Source organism: Moraxella canis (genome assembly GCF_002014965.1).
Lineage (GTDB): Bacteria > Pseudomonadota > Gammaproteobacteria > Pseudomonadales > Moraxellaceae > Moraxella > Moraxella canis.
In genome coordinates this window covers 18,815-42,052 of sequence record NZ_MUXT01000006.1, presented here as the reverse complement: position 1 = coordinate 42,052, position 23,238 = coordinate 18,815, and the positions used below count along the sequence as shown (strand labels likewise).

Annotated in this window: 23 protein-coding genes; 5 read left to right on the top strand and 18 right to left on the bottom strand. The window is 46.0% G+C overall.

The genetic code is table 11. The annotated features are described in order from the left end of the window. Positions 1 to 19: 19 nt before the first annotated feature. From B0180_RS05250 to ubiG, 7 genes are all read right to left on the bottom strand, one after another. Positions 20 to 1,216, bottom strand: coding sequence for an amino acid aminotransferase (locus B0180_RS05250; protein WP_078255988.1), 1,197 nt, complete (start codon positions 1,214 to 1,216; stop codon positions 20 to 22). Positions 1,217 to 1,357: 141 nt separating this feature from the next. After that, positions 1,358 to 2,281 carry a LysR family transcriptional regulator gene (locus tag B0180_RS05245; RefSeq protein ID WP_078255987.1) on the bottom strand — a complete coding sequence of 308 codons (924 nt, stop codon included), beginning with the start codon at positions 2,279 to 2,281 and terminating at the stop codon, positions 1,358 to 1,360. A 132-nt stretch (positions 2,282 to 2,413) separates the two neighbouring features. Then, complete coding sequence (locus B0180_RS05240) at positions 2,414 to 3,493, bottom strand: calcium:cation antiporter (RefSeq protein WP_049235633.1); 1,080 nt, start codon at positions 3,491 to 3,493, stop codon at positions 2,414 to 2,416. A 60-nt stretch (positions 3,494 to 3,553) separates the two neighbouring features. Then, complete coding sequence (gene paeA / locus B0180_RS05235) at positions 3,554 to 4,870, bottom strand: polyamine export protein PaeA (RefSeq protein WP_078255986.1); 1,317 nt, start codon at positions 4,868 to 4,870, stop codon at positions 3,554 to 3,556. 157 nt (positions 4,871 to 5,027) lie between these two features. Then, entirely contained in the window at positions 5,028 to 5,801 is a 774-nt protein-coding gene (locus B0180_RS05230) for a YciK family oxidoreductase (RefSeq protein ID WP_078255985.1), read from the bottom strand. 44 nt (positions 5,802 to 5,845) lie between these two features. Next, positions 5,846 to 6,541: a phosphoglycolate phosphatase gene (gph, locus tag B0180_RS05225; protein ID WP_078255984.1), complete on the bottom strand. Its 696-nt coding sequence runs from the start codon at positions 6,539 to 6,541 to the stop codon at positions 5,846 to 5,848. A gap of 9 nt (positions 6,542 to 6,550) precedes the next feature. After that, positions 6,551 to 7,345 carry a bifunctional 2-polyprenyl-6-hydroxyphenol methylase/3-demethylubiquinol 3-O-methyltransferase UbiG gene (ubiG, locus tag B0180_RS05220; protein WP_078255983.1) on the bottom strand — a complete coding sequence of 265 codons (795 nt, stop codon included), beginning with the start codon at positions 7,343 to 7,345 and terminating at the stop codon, positions 6,551 to 6,553. A gap of 350 nt (positions 7,346 to 7,695) precedes the next feature. Here ubiG and B0180_RS05215 point away from each other — a divergent pair, with 350 nt between their 5' ends. The 4 genes from B0180_RS05215 (at position 7,696) to B0180_RS05200 (ending at position 12,147) form a co-directional block, all read left to right on the top strand. Continuing rightward, positions 7,696 to 8,316, top strand: a complete 621-nt coding sequence (locus B0180_RS05215) for a thiol:disulfide interchange protein DsbA/DsbL (RefSeq protein ID WP_049235628.1) — start codon at positions 7,696 to 7,698, stop codon at positions 8,314 to 8,316. 268 nt (positions 8,317 to 8,584) lie between these two features. Continuing rightward, positions 8,585 to 9,595: a TAXI family TRAP transporter solute-binding subunit gene (locus B0180_RS05210; protein WP_078255982.1), complete on the top strand. Its 1,011-nt coding sequence runs from the start codon at positions 8,585 to 8,587 to the stop codon at positions 9,593 to 9,595. 73 nt (positions 9,596 to 9,668) lie between these two features. After that, positions 9,669 to 10,190: a DUF1850 domain-containing protein gene (locus B0180_RS05205; RefSeq protein ID WP_078255981.1), complete on the top strand. Its 522-nt coding sequence runs from the start codon at positions 9,669 to 9,671 to the stop codon at positions 10,188 to 10,190. Beyond that, positions 10,156 to 12,147, top strand: a complete 1,992-nt coding sequence (locus tag B0180_RS05200; protein WP_078255980.1) for a TRAP transporter permease — start codon at positions 10,156 to 10,158, stop codon at positions 12,145 to 12,147. Before B0180_RS05205 ends, B0180_RS05200 begins: the two co-directional genes overlap by 35 nt. A 17-nt stretch (positions 12,148 to 12,164) precedes the next feature. Here B0180_RS05200 and B0180_RS05195 read toward each other — a convergent pair whose 3' ends face one another. The 3 genes from B0180_RS05195 to B0180_RS05185 all read right to left on the bottom strand — a co-directional run bounded on the left by B0180_RS05195 (position 12,165) and on the right by B0180_RS05185 (position 15,469). Next, a complete protein-coding gene (locus B0180_RS05195) occupies positions 12,165 to 12,602 on the bottom strand; it encodes an acyl-CoA thioesterase (RefSeq protein WP_078255979.1) in 438 nt (145 codons plus the stop codon). 375 nt (positions 12,603 to 12,977) lie between these two features. Further along, complete coding sequence (locus B0180_RS05190) at positions 12,978 to 14,189, bottom strand: low temperature requirement protein A (protein WP_078255978.1); 1,212 nt, start codon at positions 14,187 to 14,189, stop codon at positions 12,978 to 12,980. 164 nt (positions 14,190 to 14,353) lie between these two features. Beyond that, positions 14,354 to 15,469: an RNA-guided endonuclease TnpB family protein gene (locus tag B0180_RS05185; protein WP_078255977.1), complete on the bottom strand. Its 1,116-nt coding sequence runs from the start codon at positions 15,467 to 15,469 to the stop codon at positions 14,354 to 14,356. A 60-nt stretch (positions 15,470 to 15,529) separates the two neighbouring features. Between B0180_RS05185 and tnpA the strand changes: the two genes are divergently transcribed. Next, complete coding sequence (tnpA, locus tag B0180_RS05180) at positions 15,530 to 15,940, top strand: IS200/IS605 family transposase (protein WP_078255976.1); 411 nt, start codon at positions 15,530 to 15,532, stop codon at positions 15,938 to 15,940. Between the two features lie 150 nt (positions 15,941 to 16,090). Here tnpA and yjgA read toward each other — a convergent pair whose 3' ends face one another. The 8 genes from yjgA to mazG form a co-directional block, all read right to left on the bottom strand. Further along, positions 16,091 to 16,594, bottom strand: a complete 504-nt coding sequence (gene yjgA / locus B0180_RS05175; RefSeq protein ID WP_078255975.1) for a ribosome biogenesis factor YjgA — start codon at positions 16,592 to 16,594, stop codon at positions 16,091 to 16,093. 16 nt (positions 16,595 to 16,610) lie between these two features. Then, complete coding sequence (rapZ, locus tag B0180_RS05170; RefSeq protein ID WP_078255974.1) at positions 16,611 to 17,516, bottom strand: RNase adapter RapZ; 906 nt, start codon at positions 17,514 to 17,516, stop codon at positions 16,611 to 16,613. A 28-nt stretch (positions 17,517 to 17,544) separates the two neighbouring features. Beyond that, entirely contained in the window at positions 17,545 to 18,405 is an 861-nt protein-coding gene (gene panC / locus B0180_RS05165) for a pantoate--beta-alanine ligase (RefSeq protein WP_078255973.1), read from the bottom strand. Between the two features lie 96 nt (positions 18,406 to 18,501). Then, entirely contained in the window at positions 18,502 to 19,332 is an 831-nt protein-coding gene (panB, locus tag B0180_RS05160; RefSeq protein WP_078255972.1) for a 3-methyl-2-oxobutanoate hydroxymethyltransferase, read from the bottom strand. Positions 19,333 to 19,547: 215 nt separating this feature from the next. Then, positions 19,548 to 20,042 carry a 2-amino-4-hydroxy-6-hydroxymethyldihydropteridine diphosphokinase gene (folK, locus tag B0180_RS05155; protein WP_078255971.1) on the bottom strand — a complete coding sequence of 165 codons (495 nt, stop codon included), beginning with the start codon at positions 20,040 to 20,042 and terminating at the stop codon, positions 19,548 to 19,550. Beyond that, positions 20,039 to 21,853 (bottom strand): polynucleotide adenylyltransferase PcnB, encoded by a 1,815-nt coding sequence (gene pcnB, locus B0180_RS05150; RefSeq protein ID WP_078255970.1) that lies wholly within the window; start codon positions 21,851 to 21,853, stop codon positions 20,039 to 20,041. The genes folK and pcnB overlap by 4 nt, the downstream gene beginning before the upstream one ends. 202 nt (positions 21,854 to 22,055) lie before the next feature. Beyond that, a complete protein-coding gene (locus tag B0180_RS05145; protein ID WP_078255969.1) occupies positions 22,056 to 22,394 on the bottom strand; it encodes a ComEA family DNA-binding protein in 339 nt (112 codons plus the stop codon). Continuing rightward, entirely contained in the window at positions 22,384 to 23,223 is an 840-nt protein-coding gene (mazG, locus tag B0180_RS05140; RefSeq protein WP_078255968.1) for a nucleoside triphosphate pyrophosphohydrolase, read from the bottom strand. Before mazG ends, B0180_RS05145 begins: the two co-directional genes overlap by 11 nt. Positions 23,224 to 23,238 lie beyond the last annotated feature (15 nt).

Below are 23,238 nucleotides of genomic sequence, written 5' to 3'. Positions count from 1 at the left end.
GTTTTTTGGATAATACAACTTATCTCAGCACTTCTGCCATGGCATTGGCGACGTACTCTACATTGGCATTATTCAGACCTGCCACACACATACGACCATTTTCAACCATATATACCGCAAATTCTTCACGCAGACGAATCACTTGTTCTTTGGTCAGACCAGTGAAGCTGAACATACCGCGCTGTTTGGTAAAGTAGCTAAAATCACGCTCTGGCAGCTTAGCGCTCAAGGCAGCCTGAAGCTTTTCGCGCATTTCGCGGATGCGATCACGCATCTCATACACCTCACCCACCCACAGTCTAAATAGCGCATCATCATTCATGACGGTATCCACGACATAATTACCATGCGCAGGTGGGCTTGAGTAGATGCGGCGAACGGTGAATTTTAATTGACCCAGCACCACATCAGCTTCTTGTTTGGTTGGTGAGACCACAGACAGACCGCCGACGCGCTCTCCATACAAAGATAAATTTTTTGAGAATGAATTGGACACAAACACCGTCAAGCCCATCTCTACCGCACGGCGGATGGCGTACGCATCATCATCCATATCATCGCCAAAGCCTTGATAAGCAATGTCCATGAATGGGATCAGCTTTTGATCTTTGACAATTTGTAATAACACATCCCACTGAGAACGAGTCAAATCCACGCCAGTTGGGTTGTGGCAGCATGGGTGGAGTAGCACCACATCATTTTCATTCAGGGTTTTGAAAAACTCGCACAGCTCATCAAATTTTACGCCGATCGTGGCAGGATCATAGTAAGGATATTTTGCCACTTCGATGCCCGCACCTTCAAAGATACCGATGTGGTTTGCCCAAGTTGGATCCGACACATAGCACTTGGCATCAGGGAACCACTCGTGGATAAAGTCAGCGCCAACTTTGAGCGCGCCAGAACCGCCCAAGGTTGCGATGGTCGCCACACGACCTTCGACAACTGCTGGGTGGTTTTTACCAAATAATAAGTCTTGGCACGCCTGACGATAACCAGGCAAACCATCCATCGGCAGGTATCCACGGGGACGCGGCGGATTGACGATTTGAGATTCGGCGGTCTTCACGCACTCAAGCACAGGCAATTTGCCATCTTCGGTATAGTACACGCCCACGCCAAGATTGACTTTGATGTCAGTGCGTGGGTCTTGGGCATATTTATCCATCAAACCCAAAATCGGGTCGCCTGCATAGGGGGTCACATGTTCAAACATGGGCTTATCCTTTTCATTGTCAAGTTGATCAAAACACAGTTAGTATAACGCAAATCCAATATATTTTGGATGAAAATTTGGCAAAAGTTTTTTAAACCCTTTAAGACCGTCTAAGGTCGCCGATCAAGTGCTGGCGCCTGATCAGATGCCAGCTGCTTTTGAGTGGCTGACCAAAAACTCGTGCGCATTTTGCTCCAAAAACTCCTTAAATGCCAATGCCGCAGGTGACAAAGAGCGGTTTTTATGGGTGTATAATAAAAATTTTCGCTCAACGACAGGATCGGCGATCGGTCGCATCACCAAGCCATTTTGTTCGACCCACTCAGCGGCGTATAACAGACACAAGGTCACACCAAGTCCCATACGCGTCATGCCCAGTGCTGTCGATAAAAAATTCACTTCAAAATCAGGATTAAAAATACGGCTTGAAATTTGGGTTGGCAGCTCATTTTGTAGGCTTTTGATAAAAGGACCATTGAGCGTGATCAAGCGTTCATTTAATAAATCCGTCCAGCGCAAAACATCTTTTTTGGCAAATGGATGAGTAGCAGGCAGCACCAAATAAAATGGCGAAGAAAACAACACAACCGCTTCTAAATCATCAGAATACGCACGCTCAGGCGCAACGCCCAAATCGGCTTCTAAATTTTCGATATGCTCCACCACATCATCGACCGAGCAGTCGGTGAGCGTCACTTGGATATTAGGATGAATGTCACAAAACTTCGCCACAAACTTTGGCATCGCACTGGCGGACAGCTGCTGCGAGACCGCTAGGCGCACATGCCCTTGGTGCAGCGACTTCAGATTACTGACTTTTTCGTTTAAGACCGACATCTCATTGAGCACGCGCCGAGCCTGCGGCAGCAGCCGAACACCAGCATCAGACAGGTGTAATTTGCGCGTCGTGCGGTCGAACAGCTTGACGCCCAGATTTTGCTCAAGCTCCTTAATCAGTCCAGACAGCGCCGACTGAGTCAAACAAAGCGTCTCTGCTGCCTTGGTGAAGCTATTTTGTTCAGCGACAAGCACAAAGGCTCTTAGCTGTCGTAATGTCGTGCTCACGGCAATTCCTTTAATTATAAATAGTAATGAACATATTAGCAGTTATTATAAATTATAATTTTTAGAATGCAAGACAAATCAGCGCTGAGTATTATTTTTTGTACAAAGATTACTAAGCTTAAGCACGAACGATCAAGGCACGATGATGGTAAAGATATACGCTGCCAAATTGACCAATAGCACGATGCCATACAAGATATTGGTGCGCCCTTGATTGAGCGAGAGCATGACAATAAAAGTGGACAAACCAAGCAGCACCATGGATTTGCCATCCAAGCCCAGCACCAGCGGAATGTCATACATCAGACACACGATCGTCACCGCAGGAATGGTCAGACCAATGCTTGCTAAGGCTGATCCCAGCGCTAGGTTTAGGCTGGTCTGAAAACGGTTGCGGCGCGCGGCATTCAAAGCCGCCAAGCCTTCTGGCAACAGCACCACCGCAGCGATAATCACACCCACCAGTGCTGCTGGTGCGCCCATCGCCACCACCGCAGCTTCGATGCTAGGGCTTAGGCTCTTGGCAAGCATCACAACGATGCCCAGACAGATCAACAAAAACACAAAGCTTGCTGCGGTCACTTGAGCGCTCGGCGGCTCGGCGTGATGATCCAAGTCATCATCTGCTGCCAAAAAATAATCACGGTGTCGCACAGTTTGCACCATGATAAAAGAGCTATAAAGCACCAAAGACGCCAGCGCCACAAAGATCAGCTGCGCTGCTGAGTAGGTGCCTTGGGCGGTGGATGTGGTGAAATTTGGCATAATCAGCGTCATCACCAAAATCGACACCAAGGTGATGAGTGCGGTACTGGCTGATTTTTGACCAAAAAACTGCTCTCGGTGCTTAAGCCCGCCAATCATCAAAGACACCCCAAGAATGCCATTTAAGATCAGCATGATCGCCGCAAAGACCGTATCGCGCGCCAAGTAAGGGGCATTATCACCGCCTGCGACCATCAGTGAGATGATCAGCGCCACTTCGATGATGGTAATCGCCAATGCCAAAATGATGGTACCAAAAGGCTCACCAACCTTATGCGCCACCACTTCAGCGTGATAAACTGCCGATAACACGCTACCAATTAAGAATATACCGCCCAAAATCTGCAGCCATATATTTGACTTAATCCCAACAAAAAACAATCCCCAAGCCACCAATGGCAATAGCATTGACCAAATGGGCAAACCAAATCGTGCATTTGATGCCATATCAGTTCCTTATTTTTAATTTTTATGTTCTAACGACAAACAGCTGATTCAAAGCGCCTTTTAGCTTTCTTCAGACCCCTCGGTCGGTTGTTCTAGGCGCGTGACCAAGAGCTGATCGATTTTATAATGATCAATATCCACCACTTCAAATTTAAAGCCTTCATGCTCCACCCAATCTGCAGGGCGTGGAATCTTACGCAGACGATACATGATAAAACCCGCCAAAGTCTCATAATGATCCCAATCAGGAAACCCATCAATATCAAGCGCATGCTTGACATCATCGATGGGCGTGATGCCATCGATCAGCCAAGAGTTTTCATCACGGCGAATGATTTGTAAGTCTTCAGGCTCTGCTGCTGCCCAGTCGCCCATCACCGTCATCATGATATCTGACAGCGTAATGACACCGACCACCAACGCATATTCATTGATCACTACCGCCATTTTTTCATTACTTGCACGAAACTTATCCAAAAGCTCAGACAAAGTCAGCGTATCTGGAATGATGAGCACATTGCGGATGGTGGACTCATTAAGCTGAAAAATCGGCTGCTCACTTAATATGCGCACCAAGATATCTTTGGTATCGACATAGCCGATAACTTGATCGATGTGCTCATTACACACCAAAAATTTAGAATACGGATAATCGGCGATTTTTTGGCGGATGCTTTCTTCGCTTTCACTGAGAGTAAAATACACCACATCTTCACGCGCCGTCATCGACGATGGCACTGTACGCTCTTCAAGCTCAAACACATTTTCAATAAAATGCTGCTCTTGCTCCATCAAGACGCCCGCTTCGGCACCGGCATCGACGATGGCAGAGATGTCATCAAAAGTGATGCTGTCATCGCGCGCGGTATTGACCTTAAACAGACGAAAAGTCAGATCAGCGATGGTGTTGATGATCCACGCAAGCGGCTTGACCGCACGGATCGTCCAAATCATCGGATTGATGACCACCAAAGCCACGCGTTCAGGATTGATCATCGCGATGCGCTTAGGGATCAAATCGGCATATAAAATAAATAGCAGCGTGATCAAGATGAATGAAGAAAAAAAGGCAATGCTGTCAAGCCAAGGTCCTTGATACACCAAGCCAAGCCACTCGGCAAAATAAGGGCGTAGCGCGCTTTCGCCCACCGAACCGCCCAAGATGGCAACGGCATTAAGCCCGATTTGAGAAGTGGCAAAAAAATCAGCCGAGTTTTCTTGCAAGGCTAGTACTTTATCAGCGCGATCATCGCCTGATTCTGCCAATAATTTGAGTTTGATTTTTCTTGAGCCTGCTAAGGCGATTTCAGAAATCGAGAAAAAACTCGATGTCAAAATCAGCGCCAAAATGATCAAGAAGTTTTGAAATAAGCTCACGATAGCACCTATTTGGTGAATTTTAAAAGTCAGATAACAGCCGCCCAAGACCAAGGCTTAATGGGCTTTGTGGGTAGTTTATAAAATTAGTATGACAGCTTGCCTGAAATTTAGGCTAAGTCACTGCAGCCACAACGCTGTATCAACTCAAAGCGGCTTATTTTGGCTGACAGTCAATCACTTGACCTTTGACGCCAGAAGCTTCATCTGTCATCAAATACACATACGCAGGCATAATGTCTTCGGGCGTTTTGAGCGTATAAGGGTCTTCGCCAGGAAAAGCGTGCGCGCGCATATTGGTGCGTGTGGCACCAGGATTAATACAATTAAACCGAAGCGCTGTCATGTTTTGGGTTTCTTGGGTAAAAATACTCACCATGCCTTCGACGGCTTGTTTTGAGAGCGCATACGCCCCCCAAAATGCTCTTGGCTTAGCGCCAACGCTACTACTTGTAAATACCACAGAGCCGCTTTGGGCTGCTCGCAGCAGTGGAATCAGGCTTTGGGTGAGCATAAACACTGCAGTTGTATTGACCTTCATCACTTGCTCAAAGGTGATCGGATCGTACATCTCAAGCGGCGTCAATGCCCCTAAGATGGCGGCGTTATGTAGCACGCCATCGATATGACCAAACTCTTTTTCGATCAGCCCTGCCAGCTCCTGCATCTGTGCAAAGCTTGCTTTTTCAAGATCCATGGGCAAAATCGCAGGCGTCGGTAGTCCTAACTCTTCAATCTCATCGTACACCGCCTCAAGCTTTGACTGCGTTCTACCAAGCAAAAGCACTGTCGCGCCACATTTGGCATAAGTCAGTGCCGCCACCTTACCAATACCATCTCCGGCACCAGTCACTAAGATGATTTTATCTTTTAGGCTGTCTTTAGAATAGTCAAACTTACGTATCTCATCATGTGAAAGCGTGGTTGTCATGAATCATCCAATCTGTGATTTGGTTAATAATTTAATGTCTATATCTAAGATGATAGCTTTGTTAGCACCCAATCTGTCAACTCTTTGGGCGTCTCGGCGATGGCATCGGCGCCCCAAGTATCCATACTTGCCAAGTCCTCCGCCGACAAATAGCCAAACTTTGCGATGACTGTTTGCATATTGGCGGCGCGCCCTGCCACGATATCCCGATGGTGGTCGCCGACATAGATACACGCGGATGGCTCAACACCAAGCTTTTCACACGCCAAATACAAAGGCTCAGGGTCGGGCTTGGTGTTGGCGACATCATCTGGACAAACCAATACTTGGCAGCGCTCAGATAAATTTAACTTGTCCAACAAAGTTTCTGCCAAATAGCGCGGCTTATTGGTCACAATGCCCCACGGCAGCCCTTGACGCTCAAGCTCAGACAAAAGCACATCAAGCCCTTCAAACACTCGGCTATCGACACAAATATCCGCCTCATAACGATCCAAAAATGCCTGGCGATGGCTTAATAGCTTTGGATCGTCGTCGCTGACCTGGTCAAATTGCTCAGTAAAAATCAGTTTGACCATGGCGCGGGCACCTGCTGACACCTGCTCGCGTATCGCCGCTTCACTGGGGGCAGATCGCCCATCATCAGCGCACATCTGCTGAATGATACGAACAAAATCAGGCGCGGTATCAATCAATGTACCGTCCAAATCAAAGAGCACCGCTTGGATGGGCTGTGTCATAACGCGTCCTTAGGCACTTTTTGGTGCGTCTGTTTGCGCACTTGGTTTGGTGAATGCCATCATATAATTGACATCGACATTTTTATTGGACAGCCAATAATGCTGCGTCATCGGATTATAATGTAGACCCGTCAAATCAAATCGCTGAAAACCAGCTCTGACCGCCATCTGATCTAATTCAGCTGGCGTGATGAACTTATGCCAATCATGCGTGCCTTTATCCACCAAATTTAGCACATATTCAGCACCGACGATCGCAAATAAATACGACTTAGGATTTCGGTTAATAGTGCTCATCACGCACACACCGCCCGGCTTTAATAAATCATAGCACGCTTGTACAATCGCACTAGGATCAGGCACATGCTCAAGCATCTCCATGCAAGTGACCACATCATACTCACCGCCTTCACTCGCCAGCGCTTCAGCTGGAATACAGCGAAAATGCAGCGTCTGTGCCATGCCCGTTTTATCAGCATGGATGCTGGCTGCTTTTAGATTTTCATCACCCAAATCAATGCCCAAGACCTTGGCGCCGCGTACCGCCATCGAATGCGCCAAAATCCCGCCACCGCAGCCGATATCCACGACCGACTTATCCACCAAAGATGAGCCAAAATGCTCGCTGACGCGGTCTTCGATCCAATTAAGACGCAGCGGATTAATGTCATGCAGCGCTTTGAACGCTCCCATACGATCCCACCACTCATCTGCCAGCTTGGTGAATTTACCGATTTCATCAAAATCAGCGTTATTAGCAGGATGCGGCGTGCTGTCGATGGCGGCGTGATCATTACTTTGCATGGTATTGTCCTAATTATTGTTAAATATTTTTATTTTATCATCTTTAACTGTCTTTGACTACTTTTTGGAATGATTCATCAATTCAAGCCAAAAACCTTTAATACAAACTCTTTTGACATCTTGAAATGAGCGCAAACTCCAAGAAAAACTTGACAGAATTTGGATAAAATTTTACTCAATTTCGCCTGATACATACAAAAATTTACACAATCTGCAACGAAGCATTAAGAAAACAGTTGCCACATTGGGCTAAAAATGCGATAAACTATAGCTCATCTGATTTTTGACCCCAATATCTACTAAGTGGTCTTTGCTTTTTTATTGTAAGTGTATTGCAACAAGGAAATTTTATGAAATTTGCACTAAAAACAACATTACTGACAGCTGCGGTGGGTCTGGCGACATTTGCTCATGCAAATTTTGTGGAAGGTCAAGATTATAAAGTCTTGCCAAATCCTGAAAATATCGCAGGCGATGTCATTGTGGTGCGTGAATTTTTTTGGTATGGTTGCCCGCATTGCTATAATCTTGAGCCGCACATGCAAAAATGGGCAAAAACTCGTGCCAGCGATGTGGCATTTTTCCAAACACCTGCGGCGATGAATCCAATGTGGGAAGTGGGCGCGCGTGGTTTTTATGCCGCTCAGCAGTTGGGCGCCCAAGAGCAAACCCATTTGGCACTGTTTGATGCTGTTCATAAAGACGGCAAGCGTAATATCATCAGCTCACAACAAGAGCTTGGCAACTGGTATGCGTCTCAAGGCGTGGATAAAGCAAAGTTTGACAGCTTGTATAACTCATTTGCAGTGACCACCAAAATTGAGCGTGCCAAGGCAGGAGCGACGCGCTATGGTCTGTCTGGCGTGCCTGCGGTGGTTGTACATGGTAAATATGTGGTGTCAGGCGAAAGCGCCAAAGTGCCACAAGTGGTGGATTTTTTGGTGAATAAAGTTCGCGAAGAAAAAAAGTAAGCAGCGTGCAATACCCTTTAATCTCTTAAAATCGGCATCACGAAGATGCCGATTTTTTTATGGGCGAGGCAAAGGATTTGGATTGATGACTTGCCATGTCATCGTATTTCTTTATTAAGCTCGCCCCAAAATATATAAAAGTATAGTCAAAAGCCATCTTTTTCTGATATTATAAATTAATATGGAGCTAAAACTGAGTTTAGATTCAAAAAACTTGCGTCTAACTTTCTTGATAAACAGTTCATATTTTATCTAACAAGGAGTGATTATGAAATTGACATCAAAAGCCGCCATCGCCACCTTAGCTGCATTGACACTTGCCGCCTGTGGGAATAATAACCAAACTGCCAATGCGCCTGCTGCAAATAGCGATACCGCTCAAGCATCGGCAGCTGCCAATGCGCTTGAAACCAAATTTGCCACAATCGGTACAGGCGGCGCCTCAGGTCCTTATAACATCATTGGCACCTCATTGTCCGAAATTTATGCGCAGCAATTTGGTGTCAACTCAAAAACTCAAACAACAGGCGCATCCGTTGAGAACTTAAATCTTTTAAATCAAAAGAAACTTGAAATGGCCTTTGTGATGAATGATGCTCTTAGCGACGCTGTCAATGGCGTGGGCAGCTTTCAGCAAAAAGTAGACAATGTCCAAACTATGGCGACACTATATCCAAACTACGTTCAGATCGCCACCTCTAGCAAAAAAGGCATCAGTACCATTGATGATCTGCGTGGTAAGCGCGTTGCTGTTGGCGCCCAAGGGTCAGGTGTTGAGTCATCTGCGCGCGCCCTACTTGAGTCACTGGGCATCACTTATAATGATTTTACACCTGACTTTTTGGGCTATGCTGAAGCGGCGGATGGTCTAAAAACGGGTAAACTGGATGCCGCGTTCTTTACCAGTGGTTTACCAAACTCGTCACTCATGGAGCTACAACAAGGATTTGACTTACAGTTGGTTGCCATTCCTGCTGATAAAGTCGCTCAAGCTGCTGCCAAAAATAACATTTTCGTTGAACAAACCATTCCTGCGGGTACTTATGGCAATGATGCCGATGTCTCGACTGCTGCAGTGATGAATACTTTGGTGGTGCGCAGTGATTTGAGCGAGAATGACGTGTATAACTTGACCAAGTCATTTTTTGACAATTTATCCACATTGCAAACTGCTCACCAAGCTGCCAATGGTATTACCATTGAAAACGCTCAGCAAGGTCTGATCGTTGATCTGCACCCAGGTGCCAAAAAATACTATGATGAAGTTGCAGGCAAATAATCCGTTCTTAGGTCGCAAAATGGTCGGTTATGTTATCGACCATTTTGCGTATGTGTCTTAGCAGGAAGTTGCATTGCTTAAGCTAAACTCAGTTAGCACGCCTTGGATATGGCTGATTTTGTTGGTTTTGGCAACATTACCGATCATCTACCTTAATAAAAGCCAGCAAGCCATCAGAATTCAAGGCGGTGATATCGATTGCCAGTGGTCTGAGCCTGATTTTACGCTCAAATGGCGACACTCTGTCGAAAAACAATATTGGCAAGAGTATTATCACATGGATGGCACACAGCTTCGTCTGACCAAGACTTTTATACAAACTTTTGGGGCTGGCACGCCATCAGTCGGTGCTGTCATTCCAGCGCCTGAAGGCTACATTGGGCTTTCAAGCGATGTGCTGTTGCTCAAAATCCATTGGGTTGTTTCGCGGAATATGCAAGGGACAATTCTGGGTCAACACGGCTCATTACCCATCTATGAACGCGTTGCGGACTATACCGAGATTCAAATATCCAGTGAAGAACACCCCAAATGGTTTTGGTTGATTAAGGAGAGCTGTCATGACCGACACGCACACACAAAACATTCCAGCTGATGCCAATGCGCAAGCTGTACTCGAAAAATTTGACCGAGAATCTATCACCAGACACCCCACCAACAAAACAGTAAAATGGCTGATTGCAGCCATTGCCATTGCTTACTCTTTATTCCATGTTTATATCACTTTTAATCCCATGGCAGAGCTGCTGCAGCGATCGATTCACGTTGCTGTTGGTGCTGCACTGATATTTTTGATTTATCCTGCCAGCAAAAGCAGCAGCCGTCGTTCTGTCGCCTGGTATGACTGGATTTGGGTTTTGTTGTCATTTGTGACGGCAGGCTATTTAATATTTGAATTTAGCGCCATCACCAGTACACGCGGCGGCATCGCCAATCAAACAGATGTGATTTTTTCTATCATTACCGTTATTGTGGTTTTGGAGAGTGCTCGGCGTATCACAGGATGGATTTTACCGATTTTTGCGTTGATTTTTTTGGCCTACCCTTTTATTAGCCACATGGATTTTATGCCTGACAGGCTGCTGACACGCCCTTATGATTTGGGCGATATTTTTGGGCAATTATACCTAAAAACAGAAGGTCTTTATTCGTCAGCGATCGGCGCTTCTGTGACATTTATCTTTTTATTCATCCTATTTGGCGCTTTTTTGGGGCGCTCTGGCATGGGTCAGCTTTTTAATGATCTGGCATTAGCGTTAGCAGGTCACAAACAAGGCGGCCCTGCCAAAGTGGCTGTCATCTCAAGCGGCTTTATGGGATCAATCAATGGCTCAGCGGTTGCCAATGTCGTGGGCACAGGCGCCTTTACAATTCCCTTGATGAAGCGCATCGGCTATCAAAAAGAATTTGCAGGCGCAGTGGAAGCCAGTGCTTCGGTTGGTGGTCAAATTTTACCGCCAATCATGGGTGCTTCGGCATTTATTATGGCAGAGACGACAGGTGTTAAATACAGTACCATTGCATTGGCTGCGGTATTACCTGCTTTACTGTATTATCTTGGGGTAATCATGCAAGTTCATTTTCGTGCAGGTCGTCGCGATCTAAAAGGCATACCAAAAGCCGATTTGCCACGCGTCAAAGAAGTGCTCAAGCAGCGTGGTCATATGCTCTTGCCGATTGTTGCTTTGATTGCATTATTAGCAAATAACATCCCTGTGGGCTATGCTGCTGCCTATACCATCGCATTTACGATAGTCATCAGTTGGCTAAGACCAGCGACACGCATGGGTTTTAAAGACATCTTAGAAGCGCTTGAAGATGGTGCCAAGCAGTCCTTGTCAGTGATGGCGGCGTGTGCGGCGATTGGTGTGGTCATTGGTGTGGTTAATTTAACCAGTTTTGGCTCTGTGGTTACTTCATCCATCGTTACTTTGGGTGCAGGTTCACTATTTTTAACCTTACTACTGACCATGATCGCATCGATGATTTTAGGTATGGGTTTGCCTTCCATTCCTGCCTATATCATTACCGCAACGATGGCAGCGCCTGCTTTGGCAAGCTTTGATGTGCCAATTTTGGTGGCGCATATGTTTGTCTTTTATTTTGGGATATTTGCCAATATCACACCGCCGGTGGCATTAGCAGCCTTTGCTGGCGCAGGCATTTCAGGTGGCGATCCGATGAAGACAGGCTGGCAGTCGCTAAAACTTGCCTTGGCGGGTTTTATTGTGCCATTTATGTTTGTTTATAACCCAAATATGCTCATGATTGATGTTGCTGACGCCATGGTGACCACCAAAGAGTTTTTGCGCCCTGCTTGGCATACCATCGCGATGGTCTCTACCACTTCGATCATTGGCGTGATCGCGCTGTCAGCTGCTGTGGAAGGCTACTTTAGGATACAAATGAACGCATGGCAGCGCCTTGTGATGGCGATAGGTGCGTTTTGCTTAATCGTGCCTGAAATAATGACCGATATGGTTGGGCTGGTATTGGTTTTGGCGATGTTTGCTTTGAATTTAAAACTGTCTAAAAACACGCAAGCTGCTTAAAACTCTTAAAATCGGCATCAAGAAGATGCCGATTTTTTATGGATAAAATTCAGCAGCGCCTCAGGGATATTCACCACTTTTTGTGCAGAATAATCAAAGCAGACCATGCCGTTCTTTATCATCGCAATCACAGCGCCATTTTGATGGAGAATTTTGGTATAAATTTCAAAACCTGAACGACCAATCTCACCGATGCTGATCTGACACATCAGCTCATCACCATAGAATGCTTGCGAAACATACTGCACCATGGCATCTGCCATAATCAGTCCCGCCCCACCTGCATCCATCTCCGAAAAACCGCTCGAAGCCAACCAGCGCAGTCTGACTTCGTGCACCAGTCTAAGTACGGCATCGTTAGCCAAATGATTGCCATAATTCAAATCGCCCACTTGTACTTTCAGCGGCGTACTAAATAACACTGGTTCGGGCGGGGTTAGGCGTACTCGTGCCATAGATGCTCCTTGGTGACTTTTGATCATCTTAGCCGATCGGATCATAAATTACCAGAATTATTCATGAAGCCTTGTAAGCATTCTCCTACACAGATTGGCGCTTTTTGCCACTGGTCAGCTGATGCCAAATTTGAGATACTATCCCCACAGTAAAGGAATGGGCAAATGGATGAGCCACACGGATGAACTGCTGTATTTAGGAAGATTGCATGGAAATAAGGCGCAAGCCTTTTGCTAATGGATGAGTAATAAAGCCACATGAACCCAAATTTCATGTGGCTTTATTACTTTTAGACTTATCATAACTTTCGGCTCATACCAATCAACCTCATTTGATGATCTGATGCCGATTGGCTTAGATAGACTGATCCTAAATCAAGTTCTAGGCTGCTTGAATTCAGGGTGTTTTTTATACCATTGATTATTATCAAAGCTAAATATGACAATCATAATCACAGGCGCCAACACGCTCAGCCAAATGCCATAAGTCAAAGATAAACTTGCATTCACCGCGATATAACTGATGATAATAATCACCAATGCCGCACAAAAAGCCAGTAAATTTGACCCAGAATGCTTACACATAAAAGCCCGCAGCAAAGACAAAGCCAATAAAAATACTGCCAGCTGCGGCAAGATCGTTGCCATGACATACGACTCGGTGACTTGAGCCGGCGCTATCATATGAGTATCTTTGACCAATTTCAAGGCGCCGCTCAGCCCCGCGATGGCAGCAAAGACAAAAAAGTGCCCATAACCAAACACCGGCAAATCCTCGCGATGGCGATGGGTGCTGAGTATGTGCGCAAAAGGAATTTTAAAATACAGCCACCACATCGCAAATAACAACGCAGTCAAGCCTGACGCTGAGATCAAAATTGAAGCGGCATTATAAGATGAATGCACCACATAAAAACGGATGATCTCGCTGACACCGATCACCCCTTCGCCAAGCACAATGATCGTCATCAACCCATAACGCTCGGCAATATGACCTGGATGCCAATTATACAGCTGCTCTGAACGCGCCCAAATGGGCATGAATAATTCTAAAAAAATAAAAACAAACAATGACGGCGTTTGCAAATAATCTGGTAAAAACAGCCAGATAATCCACATGCTTTGCAAAGTAAATAACCCAATAATACTGCGCCGTGCCACTTGTCTGTGATCAGGCAGATCACGATACACGCGCCACCACTGAGAGCACGCCGCCAAGCGCATGATGGCATAACCTGTCACCCCAATCCACATGAGCCCCTGATCAAAAAACTGATGAATATTCACCGCGATCAATAATGACCCAAACATCTGAAGCATGACCGAAATGCGATAAGGCACATCATCTGGATCATACCCCGAACCAAACCACGTAAAACTGGTCCAAGCATTCCATAAGATAAAAAATGCCAACGCAAACGTCAAAAACCCAGAAAACTCCATCACACGCAGCCGCTCATAAAAACCACTGGCAGCAGCTGAGACCGCAATGACATACACCAAGTCAAACAAGAGCTCTAGAGTGGTTGAGACGCGATGCGGCTCTTGGGTATCTCGTGCACGAATGGGTGGAATATAAAATGACATAAAGGCAAACTCCAGTGACAATCACCGTTATTGGCGCCATTTGACATACCCCCACCACCAAACCTAGCGGTTATAGCGGGGGAATCTTTGCGACCCATAACAACCTAAGTTGCTATCTTTCGCCATACCACTATCGCTGAATAGTATCGGCATGGGGGAACTCTTTACACAGTAGCAAGTCCTGCTACATCAGCTAACGCTTGCTTGCGTATATTGTTTGCAGCATTGGTATCACGGTCATGGTGTGTTTGACAGCTAGGACACGTCCAATTTCTAACAGATAGCGGTAGACTATCCAATTTGTGATGACAATGCGAGCAAATTTTACTACTGGCAAAGAACCGATTTACTTTTAGAATGTTTTTGCCATACCAATTTGCCTTGTAAGTGAGTAGGGTAACAAATTGCCCCCAACCCACATCACTAATCGCTTTGGCAAGTTTTCGGTTTTTCACCGCTAAATCTTCAAGTGCATAGCTTGTTGCTTGGTTTTCACAGATAAGGCTATGCGTGATTTTGTGGTGTATGTCTAGGCGTCCGTGACGTACTTTTTCATGAATACGAGCAACGGCTAATTTTTGTTTTTGATAGTTTTTACTTTGTTTTTGTTTGCGAGCAAAGATTCTTTGTTGTATCGCAAGTCTTTGACTGGCTTTGGCTAAATGCTTTGGATGATCAAATTTGCTACCGTCTGATAGATTGAGTAAGTGACTGATACCTAAATCAATACCCACAGTAAGGTCAGGTTCTATTGTTGTTGGTGTTGGCAATATATCAGCAGTTTCAACCAATATGCTTGCATAGTATTTGCCTGTAGCGGTTTTGCTAATCGTAACCGTTTTGATATTGCCAACAAATTCACGGCTAAATACGGTTTTAATGCCTTTGATTTTGGGTAGATTGATAATCCCTTGTTCAAAGTTTACGGTACAGTGTTGAGGGCATTGGTAGCTACGCCCTAGTATTTTTTTAGATTTGAACCGTGGAAACTTGGCACGACCTTTGAAAAAATTGGTAAAGGCGGTATAGACATTGAGCAAGGCATTAAGTAGGGATTGGCTATTAACTTCGTTTAGCCATGCAAACTTGCCTGTTTTCTTTTTCTTGACTAACTGACTTTGGATTTGGGTACGAGATAACGACTTGCCAAACATGGCATAGTAGCGTTTTTGCAATACCAACGCCCAATTATATACAAAACGCACACAACCAAAGTGTTGTTCAAACGCTAAGGCCTGTTTACTGTTTGGGTAAATTCTGTATTTGTAGGCTTTGAGCATGGCTTGTTAGCGGATTGAAATATGGGTATAATTTATCATTATTTTTATTTGGTGTCAATGATGAACAACAGGCTAAAATCACACTATCACTGCGTTTATAAACTTACCTATCATTTAGTGTTAGTTACTAAATACCGCAAAAAATGTTTTACGGCAGTCATGCTTGATAGGCTAAAAGAAATCGTAACCAATCTTTGCCAAAAATGGGAAGTTGAGCTATTAGAGTTCAACGGAGAAGCCGACCATGTGCATTTACTGCTTGATATGCACCCCAATATCATGCCAAGTAAATTTATCAATAATCTAAAAACAGTGACTAGCCGACTCATGAGAAAGGAATTTGCAAAGCATTTGGCTTACTTTTACTGGAAACCTGTACTTTGGACTAGGGCGTATTGTTTGCTAACGACTGGTGGTGCTACTATTGATACCATTAGACAGTATATCGAAAAACAAGAACGCCCTGATTAGGGCATTAGTGGAGATGTCAGCACGATAAGTTAAACGCCATTCGAACAATCTATATTTAAGATATTCGGCGTATTCACAGCCAAATTAAATAAAGAACATGGCTAACTTTTTAATTAATCTTAATTTATGATCAAAGTGATACTGAATATATCACGTTGATAAAATCGCCACTTCTTTGACATAGCTTTCAAAATCTGCCAAGCTTTCCGCCAAAAGCTCATCGTCTTGTAAGTGCTTGGCATATTCAATCCAAAGCAGCAGCTGATAGATGCTGTTAAATTCACTGGCGTTAAATTGCTTCACAAACTGCTTAATAGTACTTTCATCAGACAGCTTTAGGCGGGCGTACCACGTTTCAATTTTGGCAATTTGTTCGGGCGTAAATTGACATTCAAACAAAGCCTGCGTCAGCGCATGGCGATCTTCTTCGACGATCAATTTGCCCACGCGCTTGATTTGACGATTTTTGGCGCCGCCTGAGCTGATACTCGCCAACTGAGACAGCTCATCCAAAAAATACTCGCTAACTGGCAAAGATTTTTGTTGCTTTTTGGATAAATTGGCAAGTGGCAGCGCCAAAGCCTGCAAGCGCTCGTGGGATTTTTTGATTTCGGTACGAGAAACTCGCATGTCCATTTTTGACCAATCAATCATGATATTCTCTTAATTATTAAACGCTATCATCAGTCCAAAATCGTCTTTCGCGATGCTTGGCAGTGACTTTGAGCGATTTTGGTAAACTGTTTTTGAGCTTTGATTCTACCGCTCTGACGATATAAACCGAGCGATGCTTACCGCCTGTACAGCCGATGGCGATGGTGACGCTGTGGCGGTTATTGTGGATGAAATAAGGTAGCCATTTTTGTAAAAATTTGGCGATGTCCGTTGCCATCTCGTCCACTTCTGGATGCTTAGCAAAAAACGCCTGAACTTCCTTATCTTCGCCCGACTGCTCACGAAGATTGGGGTGCCAATGCGGATTGGGCAAAATACGCACATCAAACACATAATCAGAATCTTTGGGGGTGCCGTATTTAAAGCCAAATGACAATAAAGTGATGGTCAGCTCCACCTCTAAGCCCAGATAATCACGCACTCGCTCTTTGAGCTCATGCGTATTGAGTAAACTGGTGTCTAGCTTGATATCAGCAAGCCTTGCGATGGGTTCAAGCAGCGCAATTTCGCTATGAATGGCTTTGGGCAAATTACCCACCACGCCCATCGTGATCAACGGATGGACGCGGCGCGTCGCCCCAAAGCGCGCCACGAGCACCTCCTCTGAGGCAATGGCATACAGCACTTTGACGACCTGCTCGCCGTATGTCTGTACCAAGCGTTCATACACATCAGGAAAGTCAGATAAATCCGCTCCTGGTACACGCGCATCGACGCCAAGCGCAATCTTAGCGACGCTGTTTTCTGCGGTCAGACAATCTACCGCATCAGCAAGCAGCGATAACGGCAGGTTATCAATGACATAATACCCAAAATCTTCAAGCACATTTAGGATCGAGGTCTTACCCGACCCTGAACGCCCTGAGACGATGATAATACAGCTGGGTGTCTGTGGTTGCATGAGATCACCTATCCGCCAAACTGAGTGTTCAGACCGAAACTGGGTTGTCTAAAACGACTTCTAAATTATCCAAAAGCCGCGCTTTACCAAGCCACGCCGCCGCCAATAGAACCAGCGCCTGATCACCGCAGCTGACTTTTTGTAGTTTTTGATTATAAATTTCTAAATAATCCACCACAAAACCAGCTTGGGTAAGCTTAGATTTGGCAACATCAATCAGCGCATCATAATCCATCAAATCAGCGGTCTGAAGCGTCTTAGCAACAGCTTGCAGCGTCTGCTGCAGCACAGGCGCCGTGGCACGCTCGCTATCGTTTAGGTACTGATTGCGTGATGACAACGCCAATCCATCTTGGGCTCGTACGATTGGTGCACCGATAATTTCTACGCCAAAGTTTAGCTCATCATTCAGCTGTCTGATGATGGCAAGCTGTTGATAGTCTTTTTTACCAAACACAGCAATCTGCGGCTTGACGATATTAAACAGCTTACTCACCACCAAGCCCACACCGTCAAAGTGTGTGGGGCGTGACTGACCGCACAGCATCTTGGTGATCTCGCCTGAGAGCACCTGCACATTGGGCGGATAAGCCGGATACATCTCCTCGACACTCGGCGCAAACACCAAATCAGCAGCGCCTGATAATTTGTCCACATCTGCCTCAAGCGTGCGTGGATAACTGTCGAAGTCCTCACCTGCCCCAAATTGGGTCGGATTGACAAAAATACTCACAACCACAATGTCGGCGTGCTGCTTAGCAGTATTAACAAGCGATAAGTGCCCATCGTGCAGGTTACCCATGGTGGGCACCAAGGCAATTTTTTGATCGTTTTTGCGATATTCATCAAGCGCCGTGCGCAATTGTAAGATGTTATGAAAAATTTTCATGGCAAACCTTGGTATGATTGATGCAAATATGTCACTAAAAGGCTTTGGTTATTTAGTTGATGAATGAAATAGCAATTTTAAACGCCGACAGACTCGTTATAAAAAACTGTGTGCAGGCGTTGGAAATGCTTTTTGCTTGACTTCTTCGTGATATAATTCAAATGCCCCTTGAATGCTTCGGCTGGCGTTTTTAGAGTCTGTCAAAAAATCCTTGACAAATTTGGCAGGCTTACGCGTATAGACGCCAAGCATGTCATGCATGACCAGCACTTGACCATCAGTATCCACGCCTGCGCCGATACCGATGACGGGCAAATCGACGCTTTGCGTGATGGTTTTGGCAAGCTCAGCTGGCACACATTCAAGCAAAAGTACCGCCGCCCCTGCCGCAGTCACAGCATGGCAATCTTCGATCAGCCGATTGGCAGCTTCGTCGGTTTTACCCTGAACTTTATAGCCACCAAACACATTCACCGATTGGGGCGTCAAGCCCAAGTGTACACAAGTGGGAACGCCATTATCCGCAAGTGTTGAGACAATCTGAGTCAGGTTGCGACCACCTTCAATTTTCACCATATGAGCGCCAGCTTGCATGACCGCGCGGCTACTGGCGATGGCATCATCCAAAGTGGCATAGCTCATAAATGGCAAATCCGTCATGATCAGCGCATGCGTGTTAGCGCGCGCAACATTCTCGGTGTGATATACCATATCTGCCACCGTCACCGGCAGTGTCGAGGCTTGACCTTGAACAACCATACCTAGGCTGTCGCCCACCAAAATACTATCCACCCCTGCCGCCTGCATCGAAGCAGCAAAGCTGGCATCATAGCAAGTCAAGCAGCTGAATTTTTCACCTGTTGCCTTGTATTTATTCAAAGTGGACAAAGTAATGGTCGCTTTTGGCTTGTCGGCTAAATAAGTCATCTGTTTTCACTGTGATTGTGCGTCATTGATGATCACATGACGCTTGTTAATAAATTTATAAGCGGCTTTTGACCGCTTCATAAGACCTGTGGTATGTCGCCAAATCGTCAGCGGCTGATATGAGCAATGAAAAGTTGGCAAGCCCAATCTTTATGGGTGCGCTAAGCAATTTTTCTACCCATAACGACAAACTTAGATCCGATCGCTTGGCTCTGTCATGCCCAATGATCCAACAATTCAAGCCCTGTCATGTCATGCGCAACAGGGCTTTGGCTGATTGGTGTACCTTGGATATGAACATCTTCAAGCTCCAATAGCGGCACAAGCACAAAGTTTCGCTCAAATAAGCCTGGATGCGGGACGGTCAGGCGATCGGTATTGATCATTTCATCGCCATACAGCAGCACATCCACATCCAAAGATCGCTCACCCCAGTGCCGCTTGCGGATGCGACCGGCATCGCTTTCCAAAGACTGACAAAAATCAAGTAAAGCAATGGGCAACAGTGTGGTTTTGGCTGACAGCACCGCATTATAAAAATCCGGCTGATCCGTCACACCAAAAGCCGCTGAGCGATACAGCGACGAGGTGCGCACTTCATAAAATGCCGATGAAGCTTTGAAAGCTGCTACCGCCCGCTCAATATGCTCAATGGGCGTGCCCAGTGCATTGCTGATATTAGCCCCAAGTCCAATATAGCAGCTGATCATATGCTATCTGCCTTTGGTTTGGCATTGGATTTGCGGCTGCGTGTCCGCTTCGGCTTGGTCTCAGTGCTGCCTGCATGCGTTTTTGAAGCTGATTTGTCAGCATGATCGGCGGGCGTATTCTCAGTAACAGCCGCCTTAGTCTGCCGTGTACGGCGCCGTGCAGGCTTTGGTGCTTGAGGGGCTACCTGATCTTCACTCACACCCTGCTCACGCTCTTTGATGGACAAAGTCGATGATGGCTTACGCTTACGGTGGCGCGCCGCTGGGATATAAGGCTCATCATTGGCAAGCAGTTTTTCAAAATCTGCCTCAGTAAAATCCACCGGCTCAAAGACAGGCGTCGGTATGATAGGCTTTGGCAATTTGGGTGGTGCTTTGGGTTTTTTGGTTAAATCTTCTGCCCCTGCCACCACAAACAAGGGCTCAGGACGCGTTTTGACCACCTCATCTTCACTACGCAAAGAAAGCTCTTTGAGCTGCTCAAGCTCACGAGTTTTGGCATCTTTTTTGGCATGACGATCACGGCGGCGGCGTTTTGGCGTGCCTGCTTGCGTACCAAATTCCTCAATCATAATCGCTTTATCAACGGCGCTGGCATCTTGGTACGCCTGCCACCAAGCACCCATATTTTGAGTCGGCTCAGACAGTGGATGGGCATCATGACCTTCTCTGAGCACCAAAAAGTCAAATGCAGCGCGGAATTTTGGTAACCGCTCCAAATTGGCGATGTCACGCACCCTTGGATTGACAAGCTTAGGCTGAAGCAGCCAAATATCTGCGATGAATTGTTCGGCAAACTTAGGAATTGCGGTTTTGATACGCTGGGCGTCGATGGTTTTTTCGGCCGCCTTAATCTGCGCTTCATGAAACGGCAAGCCACGCTTTTTATATTTTGCCAATTGATACAGATAATTTTCCCAAAGCATCGCCGCATAAAAAAACGCTGGATTGACGCTTTTGTCTGCTGCGATACGCCGATCGGTATTTTGGGCGACCGCCATCATCAAAGGCGTCGGCTCATTGGGTGCATAATTCATCAAACTTGGCATCGCGCCATAGTCAAAGAGCAGTGGTAACAGTGGCGTCAAATACCCGCCGCTGAACATTTTTTGGGTTTCGTCATACAAGCGATGCGCCGAAACCTGCTCAAGCAGCGCCCAATTTTCTTGATTGAATTGTTCAGCCAACGAGTCATCAAACTCAAAGTCAAGCTTCGCCTTAAAGCGCAAGGCGCGCAAAAGGCGTACAGGGTCTTCTTCGATGCGTACTCGAGCATCACCAAGCAAGCGAAGCGTACGACTTTTGATGTCTTTGAGCGCACCACAAAAATCAAGCACCTCGGCTTTGATCGGCTGATAGTACAGCGCATTAATACTAAAATCTCGGCGTGCAAAATCTTGCTCAATGTCGCCCCAGACATTATCGCGGGTGATCATGCCATCTTCGGTGGTGTGTGTATCATCCTTAGGCGGCGCACGAAAAGTCGCCACCTCAATCATCTCACGACCTGAATACACATGTGCCAACTGAAAGCGCCGACCAATGATGCGGCAGCGACCCCCAAAGATCGCTTTGATCTCATGCGGTCTGGCATCGGTCACCGCATCAAAATCCTTAGGCGCCAAACCAAGCAAGCTGTCTCTGACACCGCCGCCGACGATATAAGCATCAAATCCTGCTTTTTGTAGTGTGCCGATGACCTCTACAATACTGCGCGGCAAACTGCCTTTTTGTAATCGCAGCGACTTGGCTGAATGTGTGGTACAGGTGCTTTTTTTGGTCTGTTTTGGCTTTTTAGGCGCTTTGCCCATGCCTGCTCCTTGATTACTGGGACATTGCCCAAAACTCATCATAATTAAACCCTTTATTTTAACGCTTATCTAACAAAAAAGCGAATAAAAAACCAAGATTTTCACCAAAGCTTGAAGGTTATCAGTACAGTTTTGGGTATTTTTGATAATTTCGGTTAAAAAATTTATGAATGCTTGATTAATGAGCAGTGATCACTCAAGATTAATTTGCCACGCTTAAGCGGTGACGGTTCTTATTTAAAATGGCAGGTCCAACGCCTTTGACATTCATCAGATCTTCAACAGAGCCAAATTTGCCGTGCTCACTTCGATAGTCCACAATGGCTTGGGCGGTCTTATGCCCCACACCCACCAAGCTTACAAAGTCAGCTTGGCTTGCGGTATTGATATTTAAGGGTTTGGGTTTTTGGGTGCTCATCAGCGCTTGGTAGGCGCTTTGGGCATCAGCATAGCACTGTTTGGCTTCGTTGGCATGTCCCAAGCCTGCGCACAAAAGACCGCCAAACAATAAGGCGATGGGCGACCAAGCGTTAAGTTTCATTTGCCTTTGCCATCTCCCAATAGTGATCCATTTCTGCCAGATCACTGTCCTCAAACGATCTGCCTTGATCCATCAGCGACTGCTCAACAAAAGCAAAACGGCGGCGAAATTTACCTGCAGCGCCTTGTAGCGCCATCTCGCTATCAATGTCCAAATGGCGCGCCAAATTGGTCAAAACAAACAACACATCCCCAAGCTCATCAGACAGTTTTTGTTTTTGTTCTTTATTAAGCTTATCTGATTTATAATCAAACTCACCTGTCGGCAAAAGCTCATCAAGTTCATCAAGCTCTTCTTTGAGCTTATCAAGCACGCCTTGTAAATTTGCCCAATCAAAACCAACGCTTGCCGCTTTGTCTTGCAGGTGCTGAGATTGCATGAGCGCGCTGCCTGCCTTGACATCGGATAAAAGCCGTGTGGGCTGACCTAAAGCCGCCAAATGGGCTTTTTCTTGGGCTTTGATCTCATCCCATCGCCGTTTGACATCGGCATCGGTTTTTAGATTTTCTTTATCAAAGACATGCGGATGGCGGCGGATCAGCTTATCTTGGAGCGCTAAGATCACTTCTGACATATCAAAACGCCCCGCCTCTTGATACAGGTGCGCATGAAAAACCACCTGCAATAGCACATCACCCAACTCACCTTTGAGCTGCTCCGTGGCAAATGCCGAGCCATCATCGGTCTGGATGGCTTCGATGAGCTCATACACCTCTTCGATGGCATATTTTTGTAACGATGCATTGGTTTGCTTGGCATCCCAAGGGCAATCGCTGCGAAGTCTTGCCATCAAGGCAAGCAAATCATCAAAATTGGCGGTTGGCGTCATAAGCCCTCCAAAAAA